This is a genomic window from Azospirillum picis (assembly GCF_017876115.1).
Taxonomy (GTDB): Bacteria; Pseudomonadota; Alphaproteobacteria; order Azospirillales; family Azospirillaceae; genus Azospirillum; species Azospirillum picis.
In genome coordinates this window covers 122,870-138,897 of record NZ_JAGINO010000016.1, presented here as the reverse complement: position 1 = coordinate 138,897, position 16,028 = coordinate 122,870, and the positions used below count along the sequence as shown (strand labels likewise).

Below are 16,028 nucleotides of genomic sequence, written 5' to 3'. Positions count from 1 at the left end.
CCGTTCCCGGTTGCCCTTCCCGCAGCCCCGGGAAGGGCCGGGGAAGGGCAATCGCTCCGTTTACACCGGCAGGCCGCGCAGCGCCGCGACGGCCGTCATCACGCCGCGGATCTCCGCCAGGCCGCGCAGCCGGCCGATCATCGGGTAGCCGGGGTGCGTCGGCTTGCCGACGTCATCCAGCAACTCGTGCCCGTGGTCGGGGCGGAAGGGCAGGCGCCAGTTGTCCTTGCCGGCGTCCTGGCGGCGCTTCTGCTCCTCCAGCAGGGTGGTGACGACCGACACCATGTCGACGTCGCCGTCGAGATGGTCGGCCTCCTCGAAGGACCCGTCCAGTTCCTTGGAGACGTTCCGCAGATGGACGAAATGGATGTCCTCGGCGAAGCGCTTGGCCATCGCCGGCACGTTGTTGGTCTGGCCGGCGCCGAGCGAGCCGGTGCAGAAGGTCAGGCCGTTGCTGGGCGACTTCACGGCGTTGATCAGGTGGGCGAGGTCGTCCTCGGTGCTGACCACGCGCGGCAGGCCGAACAGCGGGCGGGGCGGGTCGTCGGGATGGATCGCCATGCGGATGCCGACCTCTTCGGCGGTCGGGATCACCTCGCGCAGGAAGCGGGCCAGAGTCTCGCGCAGGCCGTCGGCGGTCATGCCGTTGAAGCGCGCGATCATCCGGCGCAGGCCGGGGATGTCGTAGCGGTCGTAGGCGCCCGGCAGGCCGGCCATGATGTTCGACAGCAGCTTGGCCCGGTCGCTTTCGGAGGAGCGGTCGAACCACTCCCTGGCCTGCGCCAGCACCTCGGGCGAGTGGTCCTCCTCGGCGCCCGGACGCTCCAGCATGTAGACATCGAAGGCCGCATGCTCGAAGGCGTTGAAGCGCAGTGACGTCCCGCCGCCCGGCAGCGCCGCGGCGAGTTCGGTACGGGTCCAGTCCAACACCGGCATGAAGTTGTAGCAGATGGTCGTCACGCCGCAGGCGGCGAGGTTGCGCATCGACTGGCGGTAGTTGTCGAAAAGCTCCGTGAGGTCGCCTTCGCCGATCTTGATCGCCTCGTGGATGGGAAGGCTTTCGGTGACGGTCCAGCGCAGGCCGAGTTCCTCGTCGGACTCGATCATCGCCTTGCGCTTCTGGATTTCCTCGACCGACCAGACGACGCCGTAGGGGATGTGGTGCAGCGCGGTGACGACGCCGGACGCACCGGCCTGACGGATGTGGTTGAGCTTGATGGCGTCTTCGGGACCGAACCAGCGCCAGGACTGTTCCATGGCTTCGAACTCCTCTGGAGGGATTTTTGGATTTGGGGTGTCGTCGACGGTGATCAGCGGAACAGCAGGTTGGGCAGCCACAACGACAGGGCCGGCACATAGGAGACAAGGAACAGGATCAGGATGTTGCAGAGCAGGAAGGGCCAGATCGCCTTGGTGATCGCGCCGAGCGAGATCTTCGCGATGTTGGCGGCGACGAACAGGCAGACGCCGACCGGCGGGGTGGTCAGGCCGATCATCAGGTTCAGCACGGCGAAGGTGGCGAAATGGATCGGGTCGATGCCGACCTGGGTCGCCACCGCCAGCAGCGGCGGGAACAGGATGATCAGCGCCGCGATCGTCTCCATGAAGGTGCCGACGATCAGCAGCAGGATGTTGATCAGCAGGATGATGAGATACTTGTTGGTGGTCAGCGCCAGCATCGAGGCGGCGATGGCCTGAGGGATCTGCTCGCTGGTCAGGATCCAGCCGAAGACGTTGGCGAGGCCGACCAGCAGGATCAGCCCGCCCGACCCGATGGCGCTCTCCAGCAGGATGCCGGGAAGCTGGCGCAGGGTGAAGCCCTTGTAGACGAACAGCCCGATGACGAAGGCGTAGATCGCCGAGACGATCGAGGCTTCGGTCGGGGTGAAATAGCCGCCGACGATGCCGAACAGGATGATCGCCGTCATCAGCAGCGCCCAGAACGCGCCGCGGCTGGCGCGGACCAGGGCGCCGAAGCCCTGCCAGGGCTCCCGCGGATAGTTGCGCACCCGTGCCAGGATCCACACCGTCAGCATCATGCCGAGGCCGAGCAGCAGGCCGGGGACGGCGCCGGCCATGAACATCTTGCCGACCGACAGGCCGGTCAGCGTGCCGACGATGATCATCGGCACGCTGGGCGGGATGATCGGTCCGACGGTGGAGGCGGCGGCAGTCACCGCGGCGGCGAAGGGCGCGTCGTAGCCCGACTTGCGCATCGCCGGGATCATCACCGCGCCGATGGAGGCGGTTTCCGCCACTGCGGTGCCGGAGATGCCGGCGAACACCATCGACCCGGTGACGTTGGCGAGGCCGAGGCCGCCGCGGATATGGCCGACCAGCCGGTTGCTGAACAGCACGATCTGGTCGGTGATGCCGCCGCCGTTCATCAGGTTGCCGGCCAGCACGAAGCCGGGGATGCAGAGCAGGACGAAGCTGTCCATGCCCGCATACATGAACTGCGGCACCACCGCGAGGTCGATGTCGCTGCCGACCAGATAGACCGCCGATGCGCCGCCCAGCGCGATGCCGACCGGCGCGCCCAGGATCAGCAGGATGGCGAAGGTGAGGAACAGTGCGGTGACCATCAGATGGTTTCCCCGTGGCTGGGCGGCGCCGAATCGCGCCCGAGCCCGGCCAGCCGGGCGATGGAGAAGAAGGCGAGCGACACCGGGATGATCAGCGTCACCACGTAGACCCAGATCATCGGCATGTTGATGGACCGTGCCCGCTCGCCGAGGCTGCCGACGACATAGTCCCAGGAGCCGGGGATGATGGCGATGGCGAAGACCAGGATCGCCACGTCGACCAGCCGGGCGACCGCGGCCTGCAAGGGGGTGGGCAGCAGCAGGATGAACATGTCGACGTTCACCAGCTCGCCGCGCAGCAGGGCCAGCCCGCAGGAGAAGGCGACGAGATGGACCAGCGCGAAGCGGGCCACCTCCTCGGTCCAGGCCGGCGAGGGGAAGCCGGGCACACGGCCCAGCACCTGGATGGTCACGACGACGATGAGGACGCCGATGGCCGCCAGGGTTCCCCAACGGCAAAGGGCGGAGACGGCCGACACCAGGGCGGCAAAGGCGTTGCGCATTGGAAAGCACTCTTGCGGTTGGGGGAGTACACCCTCTCCCGCCCCGGGAGAGGGGAGGGACCCGCCGCGAAGCGGTGGGAGGGGTGAGGGGTGAACTAAGGAACCATGCGGTTCTGGATTTTTGCCCTACCCCTCACCCTCCCCACGTCGTGGGTCCCCTCCCTCTCCCGGGACGGGAGAGGGAGGCAGTCTCCCCGCTCACTTGACCGCGAGGATCTCGTCGTAGATCGGCTTGATCTCGGGCGACAGCGCCGCGACGACGGCCGGGCGGCCCTTCTCGGCGAAGGCGGCCTTGTCGACCGTGACGAACTCCATGCCCTTGGCCTTCAGGTCGGCGGCGAGCTTGGCTTCGTCCTCGATGAACAGCTTGCGCTCGGCGGCCTGGGCCGCCTTGGCGGCCTCCATGATGGCGGTGCGCTGGTCCGCCGGCATCTTGTTCAACTTCTTCGAGCCGCCGACCAGATAGATCCAACTGATGACGTGCTCGGTCAGGTTCAGGTACTTCTGGACCTCGTAGAAGCTGGCCGACTTGATCAGGGCCAGCGGGTTCTCCTGTGCCTCGATGGTGTCGTTCTGCAGGCCGGTGAAGACCTCGGAAAAGGCCATCGGCGTCGGCTTGGCACCCAGCCCCTGCCAGAAGGACACGAACAGCGGCACGTTGGGGACGCGCATCTTCAGGCCGTTCAGTTCATCCGGCGACTTGATCGGGCGCTTGCTGGTCAGGTTGCGCGGGCCGCGGGCGAAATAGGTCAGCGGCACGAGCTGCGTCTTCTGCTCGATGGCTTCGGCGATCTTCCTGCCCGGCTCGCCGGTGACGACCTTGTCGAGATGGTCGAGGTCGCGGATGGCGTAGGGAACCGCCAGCAGTGCCGCGGCCGGCGCCCAGTTCTGCAGGGACTCGCCGGTGATGGTGAAGTCGATGGTGCCGAGCTGGATACCCTTGATCAGGTCGGTTTCCTTGCCGAGCTGCTCGTTGGGGAACACCTTGACCTCGACCGCGCCGTTGGTGCGTTTGGCGACCTCGTCGGCGAAGACCAACGAGGCCTTGTGCCAGACATTGTCCTCGTTGCCGAGGTGCCCGAGCTTCAGCGTGGTCTTCGCCTGCGCGCGAACGATGGCCGGTGCTGCGATGCCGCCCAGCAGCGTTGCGCCGGCGGCGATTCCGGCGCCCAGGCCGATGCTCTTTGCGAGCGTGCGGCGGGAGATCGGGGTCTTGCTGTTCATTGTGGTGTTCCTCCGTTATGGGCGGATCGGGCCCGCCTTCCTTTGTGCAGAAGATGGAGCTTGGTCGGCGCTCAACTTTCGAAGTCGAGCTGGACCTTGATCGTGCTGGACGGGTCAGTTTCGATCAGGGCGAAGGCGCTCGCGGCGTCGGCGATCGGGAAGACCTGGGTGATCATGGCGGCGGGCTTCAGCTTGCCGCTTTCCAGCCAATCGATCACCTGCGGCAACAGGCGGCGGTTCAGGCGGGAACCGACCAGGGTCAGTTCCTTCTTCACGATCTCCTGCTGGCTGATGTTGCAGGGGGCGGGGGAGAAGCCCAGCAGGCCGATGCGCCCGGCCGGGCTGGCGAGGCGGCAGGCCTCCTCCAGCAGCGCCGGCACGCCGGCGCCGTCGATCACCACTGTCGGGCCGAGCCCGTCATTCTCGTCGCGCACCGCGTCCGGCACCGACACGCGCGAGGAATTGAGGACGACGTCGGCACCGAACTCCCTTGCCCGTTCCAGCCGCTTGTCGTCGAGATCGGCGACGATGCAGCGGGCGCCGTGCAGCTTTGCGACCTGCACCACCGTCAGACCGACCGTGCCGGCGCCATAGACCAGGAGCGTGTCGTCGGCACCGATGCCGGTGCGCGACAGCACGTTCGCGGCGATCGACAGCGGCTCCGCCAGGGCGGCCAACGAGAAGGGCAGATCGGAGCGCACCTTGACGGCATTCGCCGCAGGCACCAGGACATGGTTGCGGAAACCGCCGTCGCGGTGGACCCCGAACACCTCCAGATTGGCGCAGACGTTGGTGCGTCCGGCCCGGCAGGCATAGCAGCGCCCGCAGGACACCACCGGGTCGACCACCACGTGATCGCCGGCCGCAACATTGGTCACGCCGTCACCGACCGCCTCGACGGTGCCGGCGAACTCGTGCCCGATCACGCGGGGGTAGACCGCGAAGGGATTGGAGCCGTGATAGATGTGCAGATCCGAGCCGCAGATGCCGGCGCGCTGGACGCGGACCAGGACCTCGCCGGACTTGACCGGTGCGGCGTCCGGGGCGCTTTCAGGGCGAAGGGCGAGCACATGCGGCTTCTCGACGGTCAGGGCAACCACGACGGGAACTCTCCCTATAACTGATGTTGCTTTCTTGAGCCCGTTCAGGCGGTGGCCGCGACAACGGCGCGTGCACCCTCCGCGAACAGACGGCGCAGCGCCGTGACGGTCGGGGCGGTGAAGCGCGGGTCGCGCGGCAGGTCGTCGCCGAACACCACGGTCAGGCCGAACAGCGCCTCGGCCAGCCGGTCGGGCGCGCCGCCCGACGCGGCGGCGATCTCCGCCAGCCGGGGGGCCAGCGGGTCGCGCACGTCGATCGGCTGCCCCTTCTCGTCGAGGCCGGTGACATAGCGCATCCAGGCGGCGACGCCGAGCGCCAGCCGGTCTATCGGCCGGCCGGCCGCCAACCTGTCGCGGATCGGGTTGAGCAGGCGCTGGGGCAGCTTCTGCGTCCCGTCCATCGCGATCTGCCAGGTGCGGTGGCGCAGCGCCGGATTGCGGAAGCGCGTGATAAGCGCGTCCTTGTAATGGTCCAGGTCCGCACCCGGAGGCATGTGCAGCGTCGGGCCGGTTTCCCGGTCCATCAGGTTGCGGATCAGGGTGGCGAAGGCCGGATCGGCCATGGTGTCGGACACCGTCTCGTAGCCCGCGAGGTAGCCGAGATAGGCGATGGTGGAGTGGCTGCCGTTCAGCAGCCGCAGCTTCATCGTCTCATAGGGATGGACGTCGGCGACCATCTCCACGCCGACCGTTTCCCAGGCCGGGCGGCCGGCGGGGAAGCGGTCCTCGACCACCCATTGGGTGAAGGGCTCGGTCACCACCGGCCAGGCGTCCGATACGCCCAGCGCTGCCGACACGCGGGCGCGGTCGGCCTCGGTGGTGGCGGGCACGATGCGGTCGACCATGCTGTTGGGGCAAGCGACGCCGGCAGCCACCCAGGCGCCGAGGTCCGCGTCGCGCAGCTCGGCGAACCGGCGCAGGATGCGGGCGACGGTGTCGCCGTTGCTCGGCAGGTTGTCGCAGCTCAGCACGGTGAAGGAGGGCAGCCCGGCAGCCCGGCGGCGGGCAAGCGCCTCGACGATGAAACCGATGGCGGTGCGCGGAGCGGCGGGATCGGCAAGGTCGTGGCGGATGTCGGGATGGTCCTCGTTCAGCGCGCCGGTCGCCGGATCATGGCAATATCCCTTCTCGGTGACGGTCAGGGTGACGATGCGGACCGACGGGCGCGCCATCAGCTCCAGAACGGCCGCCGGATCCTCGTGCGCCACCAACAGTTCCCGAAGGCAGCCGACGACCTGCAGCCGCTCCCCCTCGGCGTCGCGCACCGCCATCGTGTAGAGGCCGTCCTGCGGCTCCAGGGCGTCGCGGGTGTCCGGACTGCGCAGGCTGACGCCGGCAACGCCCCAGGGACCGACGCTGCGGGCGAGCAGCGCATCGATGTAGGCGGCCTGATGGGCGCGCTGGAACGCCCCGACGCCGAGATGGACGATCCCGATGTCGAGCGCCTCGCGGTCATAGGCCGGCCGCTTCACCTGCGGCGGGAGAGTGGCGAGGTTGATGCTGCTCAAACGGGCGGCAGAGGGCATGAGGGGCTGATTCCTTCCTGGCGGACCTTCGGATCACATCCTTGTATGGTAGTATGCCGCCAGGCAGGGAGGATGACAACGCTGATTGTCGATCGCCCCAATCAAATCTGCTCCGTCATTGCTGCGCGGCCGCCCGGGCGCGAAGGGATGCGCCGGACCGGGCGCGGCCACGCGGCTTCGGCGGCGGCACGGCGGCCTCCTCGTGGCTGAACAGGTCGGGGAACTTGCCTTCCAGTTCGGGCAGGGAGGTCAGGATCTCGCGCAGGTGCAGTCCCATGGCGGCTTCGGCCCTGGCGGGATCGCGCGCCGAGATCGCGTCCAGCACCGCCTCGTGCTGCGCGATCAGCCGGCGGATCGGCGTGGCGTAGGGGACGCTGAGGTAGCGGACGCGATCCATCTGCGCCTTCGTCTCCTCGACGATGCGCCAAGCATAGTCGCAGTCGGCCCCGGCGGCGATCCCGCGGTGGAAGGCCTCGTCCAGTTCCAGGAAACGTTCGGGGTCGGGTTCGTCGGCAAAGCTCCACTGCGCCTTCACATTGTCCCGCAGGTCACGCAGGCCGGCGGGGGAGATGGTTTCGCAGACCTTGCGCACCACCGCCGTCTCGACCGCCTCGCGAACGAAGCGCGCGTCGAGCACCTGCTTGGTGGAGATCTTGACGACGAAGGTGCCGCGCTGCGGCCGGATGGTGAGCAGCCCCCCTTCGCTCAGCTTGATGAACGCCTCGCGCACCGGCTGGCGGCTGACGCCGAGCTGGTCGGCGATCTCCTGTTCCGACAGGGCTTGGCCCGGACGGAACTGCATCGTCACGATGGCGTTGCGCAGGACCCGGTAGACACGCCGCGCGATCGGCTCATTCGATTCCGCATCGATCTTGTCCAGCATCGTCACGCCACCTTTCCGGCCCGGTCGCCGCGATTGCGGATCCGCCCGGGCGATGAACAGATTAGAAGCATACTACCATACTAGTGGCGAAGCAAGCCCGCACCTTGGTGGCGGGTGGAGGGGCCATTCCATGGGCATGCCATGCGACGTCGCATAGCGCCGCCCCGTCCCGTGGGAAAGCCTTCGCACAAGCATACGGATGGTTGAAAACTCGCGTGGAATCGGCATGCTGTGCCCGATGTCCCGGTCATTTCGTGCGCAGGTGCAGCCTCTGCCCGATTTTTGACCATCGCCTTGCGACACCGCGCCCATCCGTCCCTCCTCCTCCAGGAAACCGCCGCCCATGTCCGCCATCCTGCTTCAGGAAAGTTCCGAGACGAAGGACCAGCCGCTTCGCGAAGATATCCGCATGCTTGGGCGGATCCTCGGCGATACGGTGCGCAGCCAGGAAGGGGAGGCGGTGTTCGACATCGTCGAGCGGATCCGCCAGACCTCGATCCGCTTCCACCGCGACGAGGACCAGGGGGCGCGGCGCGAACTCGAAGCGATCCTGAACAGCCTGTCGCCGCCGCAGACCGCGCGGGTGGTTCGGGCCTACAGCTTCTTCTCGCACCTCGCCAACATTGCCGAGGACCAGCACCACATCCGCCGCACGCGCGCGCATGCGCTCGCCGGATCCGCCCCGCGCGAGGGCACGATGACCCACGCGCTGGAGGAGGCGACGAAGGCCGGCGTCACCACCCAGCAGCTCAAGGCGTTCTTCGACGGGGCGCTGATCAGCCCGGTGCTGACCGCCCATCCGACCGAGGTGCAGCGCAAGAGCATCCTGACCGTCCAGATGTCGGTCGCCAAGCTGCTGGCCGAGCGTGACCACGGCCCGATGACCCCGGAAGAGGACGAAGCCAACCAGGAGGCGCTGCAGCAGGCGGTGCTGACCTTGTGGCAGACCGCCATCCTGCGTGCCACCAAGCTGGCGGTGACGGACGAGGTGGCGAACGGACTGACCTTCTACGACTACACCTTCCTGCGTGAAATCCCGCGCTTCCACGCCCAGCTCGAGGACCAACTGCGGCGGATGGATCCGTCCTGGTCGACGACGGAGCTGCCGTCCTTCCTGCGGATGGGAAGCTGGATCGGCGGCGACCGCGACGGCAACCCCTTCGTCACCGCTCCGGTTCTGCGCCAGGCGATGCGGATGCAGAGCACCCGGGCGCTGCGCTTCTATCTCGACGAGCTGCACACGCTGGGGGCGGAGCTGTCTCTCAGCACCCGAGTCATCTCGGTGTCGGAGCCGTTGCGGCTGCTGGCCGAGCGTTCGCCCGACCCGTCGCCGCACCGCCAGCTCGAACCCTACCGCCGCGCCATCTCCGGCATCTATGCCCGCTTGGCGGCCACGCTGCGCAGCCTGGACGGGCTGGACTCGCCGTTGCATGCGGTGGGCGACGCTCCCGCCTACCAGAAGGCCGAGGAGTTCCGCGCCGACCTCGACGTCATCGACCGGTCGCTGACCGTCAACGGCTCGGCGGCGCTCGCCAAGGGCCGGCTGCGCCATCTGCGCCGCGCGGTCGACCTGTTCGGCTTCCATCTGGCCAGCATCGACCTGCGCCAGAACTCCGACGTCCACGAGCGTACCGTGGCCGAGCTCCTGGGCTTCGCCGACGCCGGCGTCGACTACCTGTCGCTGTCCGAAGACGAACGCATCGCGCTGCTGGTCCGCGAGTTGGAAACCAACCGTCCGCTCGCCTCCAACTATACCTTGTACTCGGAAGAGACGGCTTCGGAGCTCGACATCCTGCGGACGGCGGCCGACAGCCGGGCGCGGTTCGGGAGCGATGCCGTGGTCAACTGCGTCATCTCCAAGGCCGACGGCGTGTCGGACATCCTGGAAGTCGCGGTGCTGCTGAAGGAGGCCGGGCTGCTGCGGCCGAAGGAGGGCGTCCTCGACCTCAACATCGCGCCGCTGTTCGAGACCATCGCCGACCTGCGCAACTGCGCCGTCACCATGGACCGGCTGTTGTCGATCCCGGTCTACCGCCGGTTCCTGGAGAGCCGCGGCAACCTGCAGGAGGTGATGCTCGGCTATTCCGACAGCAACAAGGACGGCGGGTTCCTCACCTCGGGCTGGGAGCTGTACAAGGCCGAGATCGCGCTGGTCGAGGTGTTCGAGAAGCACGGGGTGCGGCTGCGGCTGTTCCACGGCCGCGGCGGCTCGGTCGGCCGCGGCGGCGGTCCCAGCTACCAGGCGATCCTGGCGCAGCCCGCCGGTGCCGTGCAGGGTGCCATCCGCATCACCGAGCAGGGCGAGGTGATCGCCGGCAAATATTCCAACCCCGAGGTCGGGCGCCGCAACCTGGAGACGCTGGCGGCGGCGACGCTGGAGGCGACCCTGCTGCACCCGGAATCGGCCGCGCCCTGCACCGAGCAGTTCCTGGAGACGATGGAGGAACTGTCGGAGCACGCCTTCAAGGCCTACCGCGGGCTGGTCTACGAAACCGAGGGCTTCGAGAAGTATTTCTGGGAGTCCACGGTGATCGGCGAGATCGCCAACCTCAACATCGGCAGCCGCCCGGCCTCGCGCAAGAAGTCGACGAGCATCGAGGATCTGCGCGCCATCCCCTGGGTGTTCAGTTGGGCACAGTGCCGGCTGATGCTGCCGGGCTGGTTCGGCTTCGGGTCGGCGGTGAAGGATTATCTCGCCGCCCACCCGGACGGGATGGGGCGCCTGCGCGCGATGCACCGCGACTGGGGCTTCTTCCGCACGCTGCTGTCGAACATGGACATGGTGCTGGCGAAGTCGAACATCGCCATCGCGTCGCGCTATGCCGGACTGGTATCGGACCCGGCGCTGCGCGACAGCATCTTCTCCCGCATCCGGGCGGAATGGCAGGACAGCATCGACGCCCTGCTGGCGATCACCGAACAGTCGGCACTGCTGGAAAGCAACCCGCTGCTCGCCCGCTCCATCCGAAACCGTTTCCCTTATCTGGACCCGCTGAACCATGTCCAGGTCGAACTGCTGAAGCGTCACCGCACCAGCGACAGCGGGGAGCAGATCGCCCGCGGCATCCACCTGACCATCAACGGCATCGCCGCCGGCCTGCGCAACAGCGGCTGACGCCTTCGCCGCTGCACAATGCCGCAGCCATCCAAAGGGTGCGGCTCCGACGCCCTTTCCCAGCCTGGGGAAGGGCGTTTGCGTTTGTATTCAAATAGTTGGTCCGCCTTGCCCTAATCTTGTGCACCGCAGCCCGATTCTTCGGCAATGCAAAATAAAGAGCGGACATATTGCCACATCCCAAAAGAAGTCACGGGTATCCTTGCTGAAAAGCCAATTGATCGTCGGCGAATATTTTGATACCCCACTCCTCCTTGAGAGGAGAAATGGTATGACCACTCAGTCACAGCAGCAGCAGATGGCCCAACCGCAACAGGGACAGGCCGGCGCCGGCGGCACCGCCGCCAGCCAGCAGGGAGCCACCGGACAGGATGACGGATTCTGTGGGGGGGCTTGCGGTGCCGGTGCCGGCGCGGCGGTGATCTGGCGTCCGATCACGGTCGAAACGCGGCAGCGCTGAAAAGCAGCGCCGCCGCCCCGGGGCGTCCGCGTCGCCCCGGCGACCTTTCAGCTTCGCCGGCCCTCTCCCGCTTCGGGCGGGAGAGGAAACGGCCGTCGGCCGATCAGCCGGCGCGCATCCGGTTGACCAGGGTGTCGACCTGCGATCCGAGCGACCGCACCTCGTCCGCGACGGTGGAGGAGGCCGTCAGGACGTGGGTGGCGGATTCGCCGGACTCCGCTGCCGCCCGGGCGACGGAGTCGATGTTGCGGCGGACATGCTGGGTTCCGTCCGCGGCCTCGCCGACGTTGCGGGCGATCTCGCGCGTTGCGGCGCTCTGCTGTTCGACCGCTGCGGCGACGGTGGCGGCGATCTCGTTGATCTCCCGGATGGTGCCGGCGATGGAGCGGATGGCGTCCACCGCATCCTGAGTGACCGACTGCATCGCCTGGATCTGGGACGAGATTTCCTCGGTCGCCTTGCCGGTCTGGTTGGCCAGGCTCTTCACCTCGCTCGCCACCACTGCGAAACCCTTGCCGGCTTCGCCGGCACGGGCGGCCTCGATGGTGGCGTTGAGGGCCAGCAGGTTGGTCTGGCTGGCGATGTCGTTGATCAACTGCACCACCTCGCCGATCTTCCCGGCGGTCTGCGACAGGCCTTCCACCGTGCGGTCGGTCCGCTCGGCGTCGGATGCCGCCTTGCGGGCGATCTGGCTGGACGCATGGACCTGGCTGCCGATCTCCTGGATGGAGGCGGACAGTTCCTCGGTCGCGGCGGCCACGGCCTTGACGCTGCCTTCGGCCTGCTGGGAGGTGCTGGCGGCGGTGGCCGCCTCTCCGCTGGTGGCCTCGGCGTTGCGGCTCATGCGCTGGGCCATTCCCTGCATCTCGCCCGCCGCCTTCGCGACGCGGTCCAGGACCGAGCGGACGCTGCTCTCGAAATTCTCCGCCATCTCGATCATGGCGCGACGGCGCTCGCCGGCCGCCCGGCTGCGTTCCTCCTCGGCCCGCGCATTGGCTTCGGTCGCGCGGTTCGCGGTGTCGCGGAAAACGATCAGCGCCCGCGTCATGTCGCCGATTTCATCGGAGCCGGCGGTCGGAATGGGGGCGTTCAGGTTGCCAGTGGCGATCGCGCGCATGGCGTCGGAGAGCAGGCCGATGCGGGCGACGATGTTGCGGCCGACCACGAACCAGGCGAGCGCCGCCGCACCGGCGAGGCTGCCCACGGCGAAAAGGATCAGCATCATCCGGCCAGCCGACAGGGCTTCGGTGGCTCCGGCCGCCGCGGCATCCGCTTCCGCCTTCATCGCCGCGATCTGGCTGTCGACCATACCGGCGAACTGGCGGGCGATGTCCCGGTTCTCCGCCAGCACGGCGTCGTTCTCCTGTGCAGCCCCGATCTCCGCGCGGCGCAAGGCGAACAGGCTCTTGTCTCCGCTGCCGTAGACCGCCAGCAGTTCGGCACTCTTGATCAGCTTGGGCAGCCCGTCGTCGCCACCGCTCTGCAGCGCCTTCAGCCGCTCGTCCATCGCCTTTGCCGCAGCGGCGTAGCGGACCTCCAGCGTCTTCAGCCTGTCGAGGCTTGGGGCCTGCGCCGCTTCGTTCAGCGTACCCACCGCGGCGGCGGCATGGGTGGACAGCTCCAGATAGGTCCGGAAGCGGGCCAGCCCGTCACCCAGCAGGTCCTGCATCGCGTCACGGGTCTGCGAGCGGATGTTGACGCTCGACAGCTTGATCCCGGCCTTGAGCCGCATCAGCGGCGATTCCATCTGCTCGAACAGGGACTTCTGCCGGCTCGCGGCATCGGCGAGGATCGCGGTGATCTTCTGCCGCAACGCGTCGCGCTCGGGCGTGCCGACGGGCAGCTCCAGGGCCTGGCGGCGCAGGTCGAACACGCCGTCCGCCCCGTCGCCGAGCCTGAAGAAGGCGTCCAGCCCGTCGTTGGTCTCCTGGCTCAGATGGGTGGCGACCTGTCCGGTGGCGCTGACCATCCGGGCGGCGGCTTCCAGGTAGGATTGCTGGTGCTGGGTGACCGCGACGGCGCTGTCGGCGCCGCCGGCGCGGGTCAGGGCTTCGGACGCCACGCCGATGTCGCCGCGCAACTCGAACATGGTGATCAGCGAGCGGACGGCGTCGCCCAGCGCATCCATGTCCCGTTCCGTGCTGGAATCCAGCGCCTCGCCCTTGCCGCGCAGCGTGGCCCCGGCGCGGTCGGTCAGGGGCGCCAGGTTGGTCAGGAAAGCGTCATACCCCTTGGAGAGATCCGTCATCGCCGCGTCGCGGCTGTCGCGCACCGACAGCCGGCGTTCGACCGCCGCATTCTCACGCTCCAGCGTCTTGACGAGCGCCTGTGTCTTGCCGCGCAACTCGGTGATCTGCGGGTCGTTCGGGCGCCGGCTTCCCAGTTCCTCCACCAGCGCGCCCAGGGTCTTGCCCTGGCCCATGATCTCGCCATAGATGCGCTGACGGTCCTGCTGTGTCACGGCGGCATCGAGCGCCGGTGCGGCCGCGGCGATGCCGCTGCTTTCCCCGGACAGGCGCTTGGCCAGTTCCATCTCCGGCAGGCCGGTGCTGACGATTCGCGTCAGCGGGGCTTCCACCGCGGAGAAGGAGGTGAGCCCGACGATGCTGGCCGCGACGGTCATGCCCGCCATTCCGGCGAAGGCAAGCAGCAGCTTGCCCCGTACGCCAAGGCGTCTGGCCGGCGGTGGGGCAGCCGCCTGTTCCGGCGGCCGTCCCGCCCTGGTGGTGTCGTCGCGCTCGTTGATCGTCATCTGTGCAGCCCCTCCGGCAATGTGCGCACATTCGGGCGTCCCGCCCGCGTGATTGGCCTCTGCTGCTCCGCTGGACAGGCTGCGGTCCGCCAGGACCGCTATGCCAATCCATTGATTGCCGCACAAACATACCGAGGTGTGGTTGACAGAATCTTACGAAACGCTTCGGTATTTCCGCCAGAGGACGAAAGCGCGGGATTGCCGCCACCACCGGTCCAGGTCACCGCCTGCCCGGTATCCTGCCGGCTGCATGCGTCCGGGCGGGCCATCCGCAGCGGCGACCGCGCCGGCGGCGGCAGGATGACGCGCTGGGGTGCTCCGGGGGCGCCGGGGGAAGCCGGCGGTCAGAACAGTTCGACGTCGACATCCTGGCGGCCGACCACGGCGGCTTGGTGCCCATGGCAGTCCAGAACGCGGATCGGGTCGCCGTCGCACTCGTCCGACATCGCCTGCGCGATCTCCAGCAACTGCATCGGCACCTTGACACGCCCGTTGGGCGCGCGTGCGGGTGTGCAAGGGCCGATCGTGACGGTGATCGGGGCGGGCACGGCGGCAGGAATGACGGCCTGACGGAGGGAGTGGATCGGTTCGGGCATCGACTTGGGCATGGAACGGACCTTCTGGCGTCGCACGGCCTGACACCGGCCGTGAGCCAGCAAATCACCACCCTATGCCCAATGGGGTTAAGGCCCTGATCAAGGAAAACCCCAAGGGAGGCACCGGCAGGGGAGCCGCGCCGCTGCGACACCGCTGCGGCATCCCTGCGGCTGCGGCATCCCCGCTCCCATGTCTCAGATCCAGGAATCGTCCCCGCTGCCGCCACCGCCGTCATCGAACGACCCCCCGTCGTCGTAGGAGGCGTCATCCGCCTGCGGCGGATCGGGCTCGTTGTAGGTCACGTCCCGCGCGTCGAAGTCGGGTGCCGGCGCCTGGTCGTCGCCGTAATAGTTGTTGATCACGGTCTCGTTGATCGTCTCGCCGGCCGGGGTTCCGGCCATGGCGCTGCCGAAGGGGCCGGGCGAGTGATGCAGAAGGGAGGAAATGGCGCTCGCCGCCAGCATGCCGCCGGCGACGCCCGCCGCGGTCTGCGCCGCTCCCGCGAAGAACCCGCCGCCGCGGGGCGCCATCCCTTGTGGCGGATAGGCCGGCGGATAGGGCTGCTGCGGATAGGTGCCCTGCGGCTGGCCGAAACCGCCGCCGGCCTGGGCGGGGGGCGGGGATCCCCACGGGCTGCGGCCGGCCGGCTCCGGAGGCGGCGAGGCCGAAGGCCCGCCACCGCGCCAGGGGCTGCGGCCGAGCCCCAGCGCGTTCGACAGGAAGCTGCCGCCGGAAGCCGCGGGCGCAGCCGGCCGGCCGCGTGCCGCCTGCAACTCCCGCTCAAGCTCCTCGATCCGGCCCTGCGCGGCGCTCAGTGCCTGCTGCTGGACCAGCACGGTCTGCGCCATGTAGTAGGACGCAAGCGGCTGGTCCTGGACCGAGCGCCGGATGAAGTCCTCGGCCTCGCCGTCGCGTGGTTGCGATTCGACCTCGCGCAGGCGACGGAACAGATCGGACAACAGCGTACGTTCCTCGGGGGTCATCGATGTCTCCTTGCTGTGCGCGTGGTCAGGTGGGCACTATACCTATGTGGAACCGGCATACCGGGCAAGACAAGTCCCAGGCCGCATGTCCGGCCGGGCGTCTGGTGGACGTGCGGAAAGCCTGTTGCGTGTCGGGCGCAACTTTGTACAAGCACGCCAACAGCTTGCCGGTGATTTCGTTCATGCAGCGGCGGTCTTTAGGGCAATCCGCCAGTCACCGGCTTGACCATTGTGAGAAGCGTGCGGCTATACCGGCTATGGCGTCGCAGGCTTAACATATGACATTGACGGGGGTGCCTT

General features: G+C 68.1%; 12 protein-coding genes. 2 read left to right on the top strand and 10 right to left on the bottom strand.

Features of this window, described 5'->3' with window-relative positions; all coding sequences use genetic code 11:
• Positions 1-60 precede the first annotated feature (60 nt).
• From uxuA to J2850_RS20365, 7 genes are all read right to left on the bottom strand, one after another.
• Positions 61-1,257, bottom strand: coding sequence for a mannonate dehydratase (uxuA, locus tag J2850_RS20395; RefSeq protein ID WP_209985458.1), 1,197 nt, complete (start codon positions 1,255-1,257; stop codon positions 61-63).
• A 53-nt stretch (positions 1,258-1,310) separates the two neighbouring features.
• Positions 1,311-2,585 carry a TRAP transporter large permease gene (locus tag J2850_RS20390; protein WP_209985455.1) on the bottom strand — a complete coding sequence of 425 codons (1,275 nt, stop codon included), beginning with the start codon at positions 2,583-2,585 and terminating at the stop codon, positions 1,311-1,313.
• Entirely contained in the window at positions 2,585-3,088 is a 504-nt protein-coding gene (locus J2850_RS20385; protein ID WP_209985452.1) for a TRAP transporter small permease, read from the bottom strand. The genes J2850_RS20390 and J2850_RS20385 overlap by 1 nt, the downstream gene beginning before the upstream one ends.
• A gap of 198 nt (positions 3,089-3,286) precedes the next feature.
• A complete protein-coding gene (locus J2850_RS20380) occupies positions 3,287-4,312 on the bottom strand; it encodes a TRAP transporter substrate-binding protein (RefSeq protein WP_209985450.1) in 1,026 nt (341 codons plus the stop codon).
• Between the two features lie 71 nt (positions 4,313-4,383).
• Positions 4,384-5,412 (bottom strand): Zn-dependent oxidoreductase, encoded by a 1,029-nt coding sequence (locus J2850_RS20375; RefSeq protein ID WP_209985447.1) that lies wholly within the window; start codon positions 5,410-5,412, stop codon positions 4,384-4,386.
• Between the two features lie 44 nt (positions 5,413-5,456).
• Complete coding sequence (locus tag J2850_RS20370) at positions 5,457-6,938, bottom strand: mannitol dehydrogenase family protein (RefSeq protein ID WP_209985444.1); 1,482 nt, start codon at positions 6,936-6,938, stop codon at positions 5,457-5,459.
• A 115-nt stretch (positions 6,939-7,053) separates the two neighbouring features.
• On the bottom strand, positions 7,054-7,821 hold the full coding sequence (locus J2850_RS20365; RefSeq protein ID WP_209985441.1) for a GntR family transcriptional regulator: 768 nt from the start codon (positions 7,819-7,821) through the stop codon (positions 7,054-7,056).
• Between the two features lie 343 nt (positions 7,822-8,164).
• Between J2850_RS20365 and ppc the strand changes: the two genes are divergently transcribed.
• Positions 8,165-10,936 (top strand): phosphoenolpyruvate carboxylase, encoded by a 2,772-nt coding sequence (gene ppc / locus J2850_RS20360; RefSeq protein WP_209985438.1) that lies wholly within the window; start codon positions 8,165-8,167, stop codon positions 10,934-10,936.
• Positions 10,937-11,207: 271 nt separating this feature from the next.
• A complete protein-coding gene (locus J2850_RS20355) occupies positions 11,208-11,396 on the top strand; it encodes a hypothetical protein (protein WP_209985435.1) in 189 nt (62 codons plus the stop codon).
• Positions 11,397-11,499: 103 nt separating this feature from the next.
• Here J2850_RS20355 and J2850_RS20350 read toward each other — a convergent pair whose 3' ends face one another.
• The 3 genes from J2850_RS20350 to J2850_RS20340 all read right to left on the bottom strand — a co-directional run bounded on the left by J2850_RS20350 (position 11,500) and on the right by J2850_RS20340 (position 15,728).
• Positions 11,500-14,148: a methyl-accepting chemotaxis protein gene (locus J2850_RS20350; protein ID WP_209985431.1), complete on the bottom strand. Its 2,649-nt coding sequence runs from the start codon at positions 14,146-14,148 to the stop codon at positions 11,500-11,502.
• A 344-nt stretch (positions 14,149-14,492) separates the two neighbouring features.
• Positions 14,493-14,756, bottom strand: a complete 264-nt coding sequence (locus J2850_RS20345; RefSeq protein ID WP_209985428.1) for a hypothetical protein — start codon at positions 14,754-14,756, stop codon at positions 14,493-14,495.
• 183 nt (positions 14,757-14,939) lie between these two features.
• Entirely contained in the window at positions 14,940-15,728 is a 789-nt protein-coding gene (locus tag J2850_RS20340; protein WP_209985425.1) for a DUF2076 domain-containing protein, read from the bottom strand.
• Between the last annotated feature and the right edge of the window lie 300 nt (positions 15,729-16,028).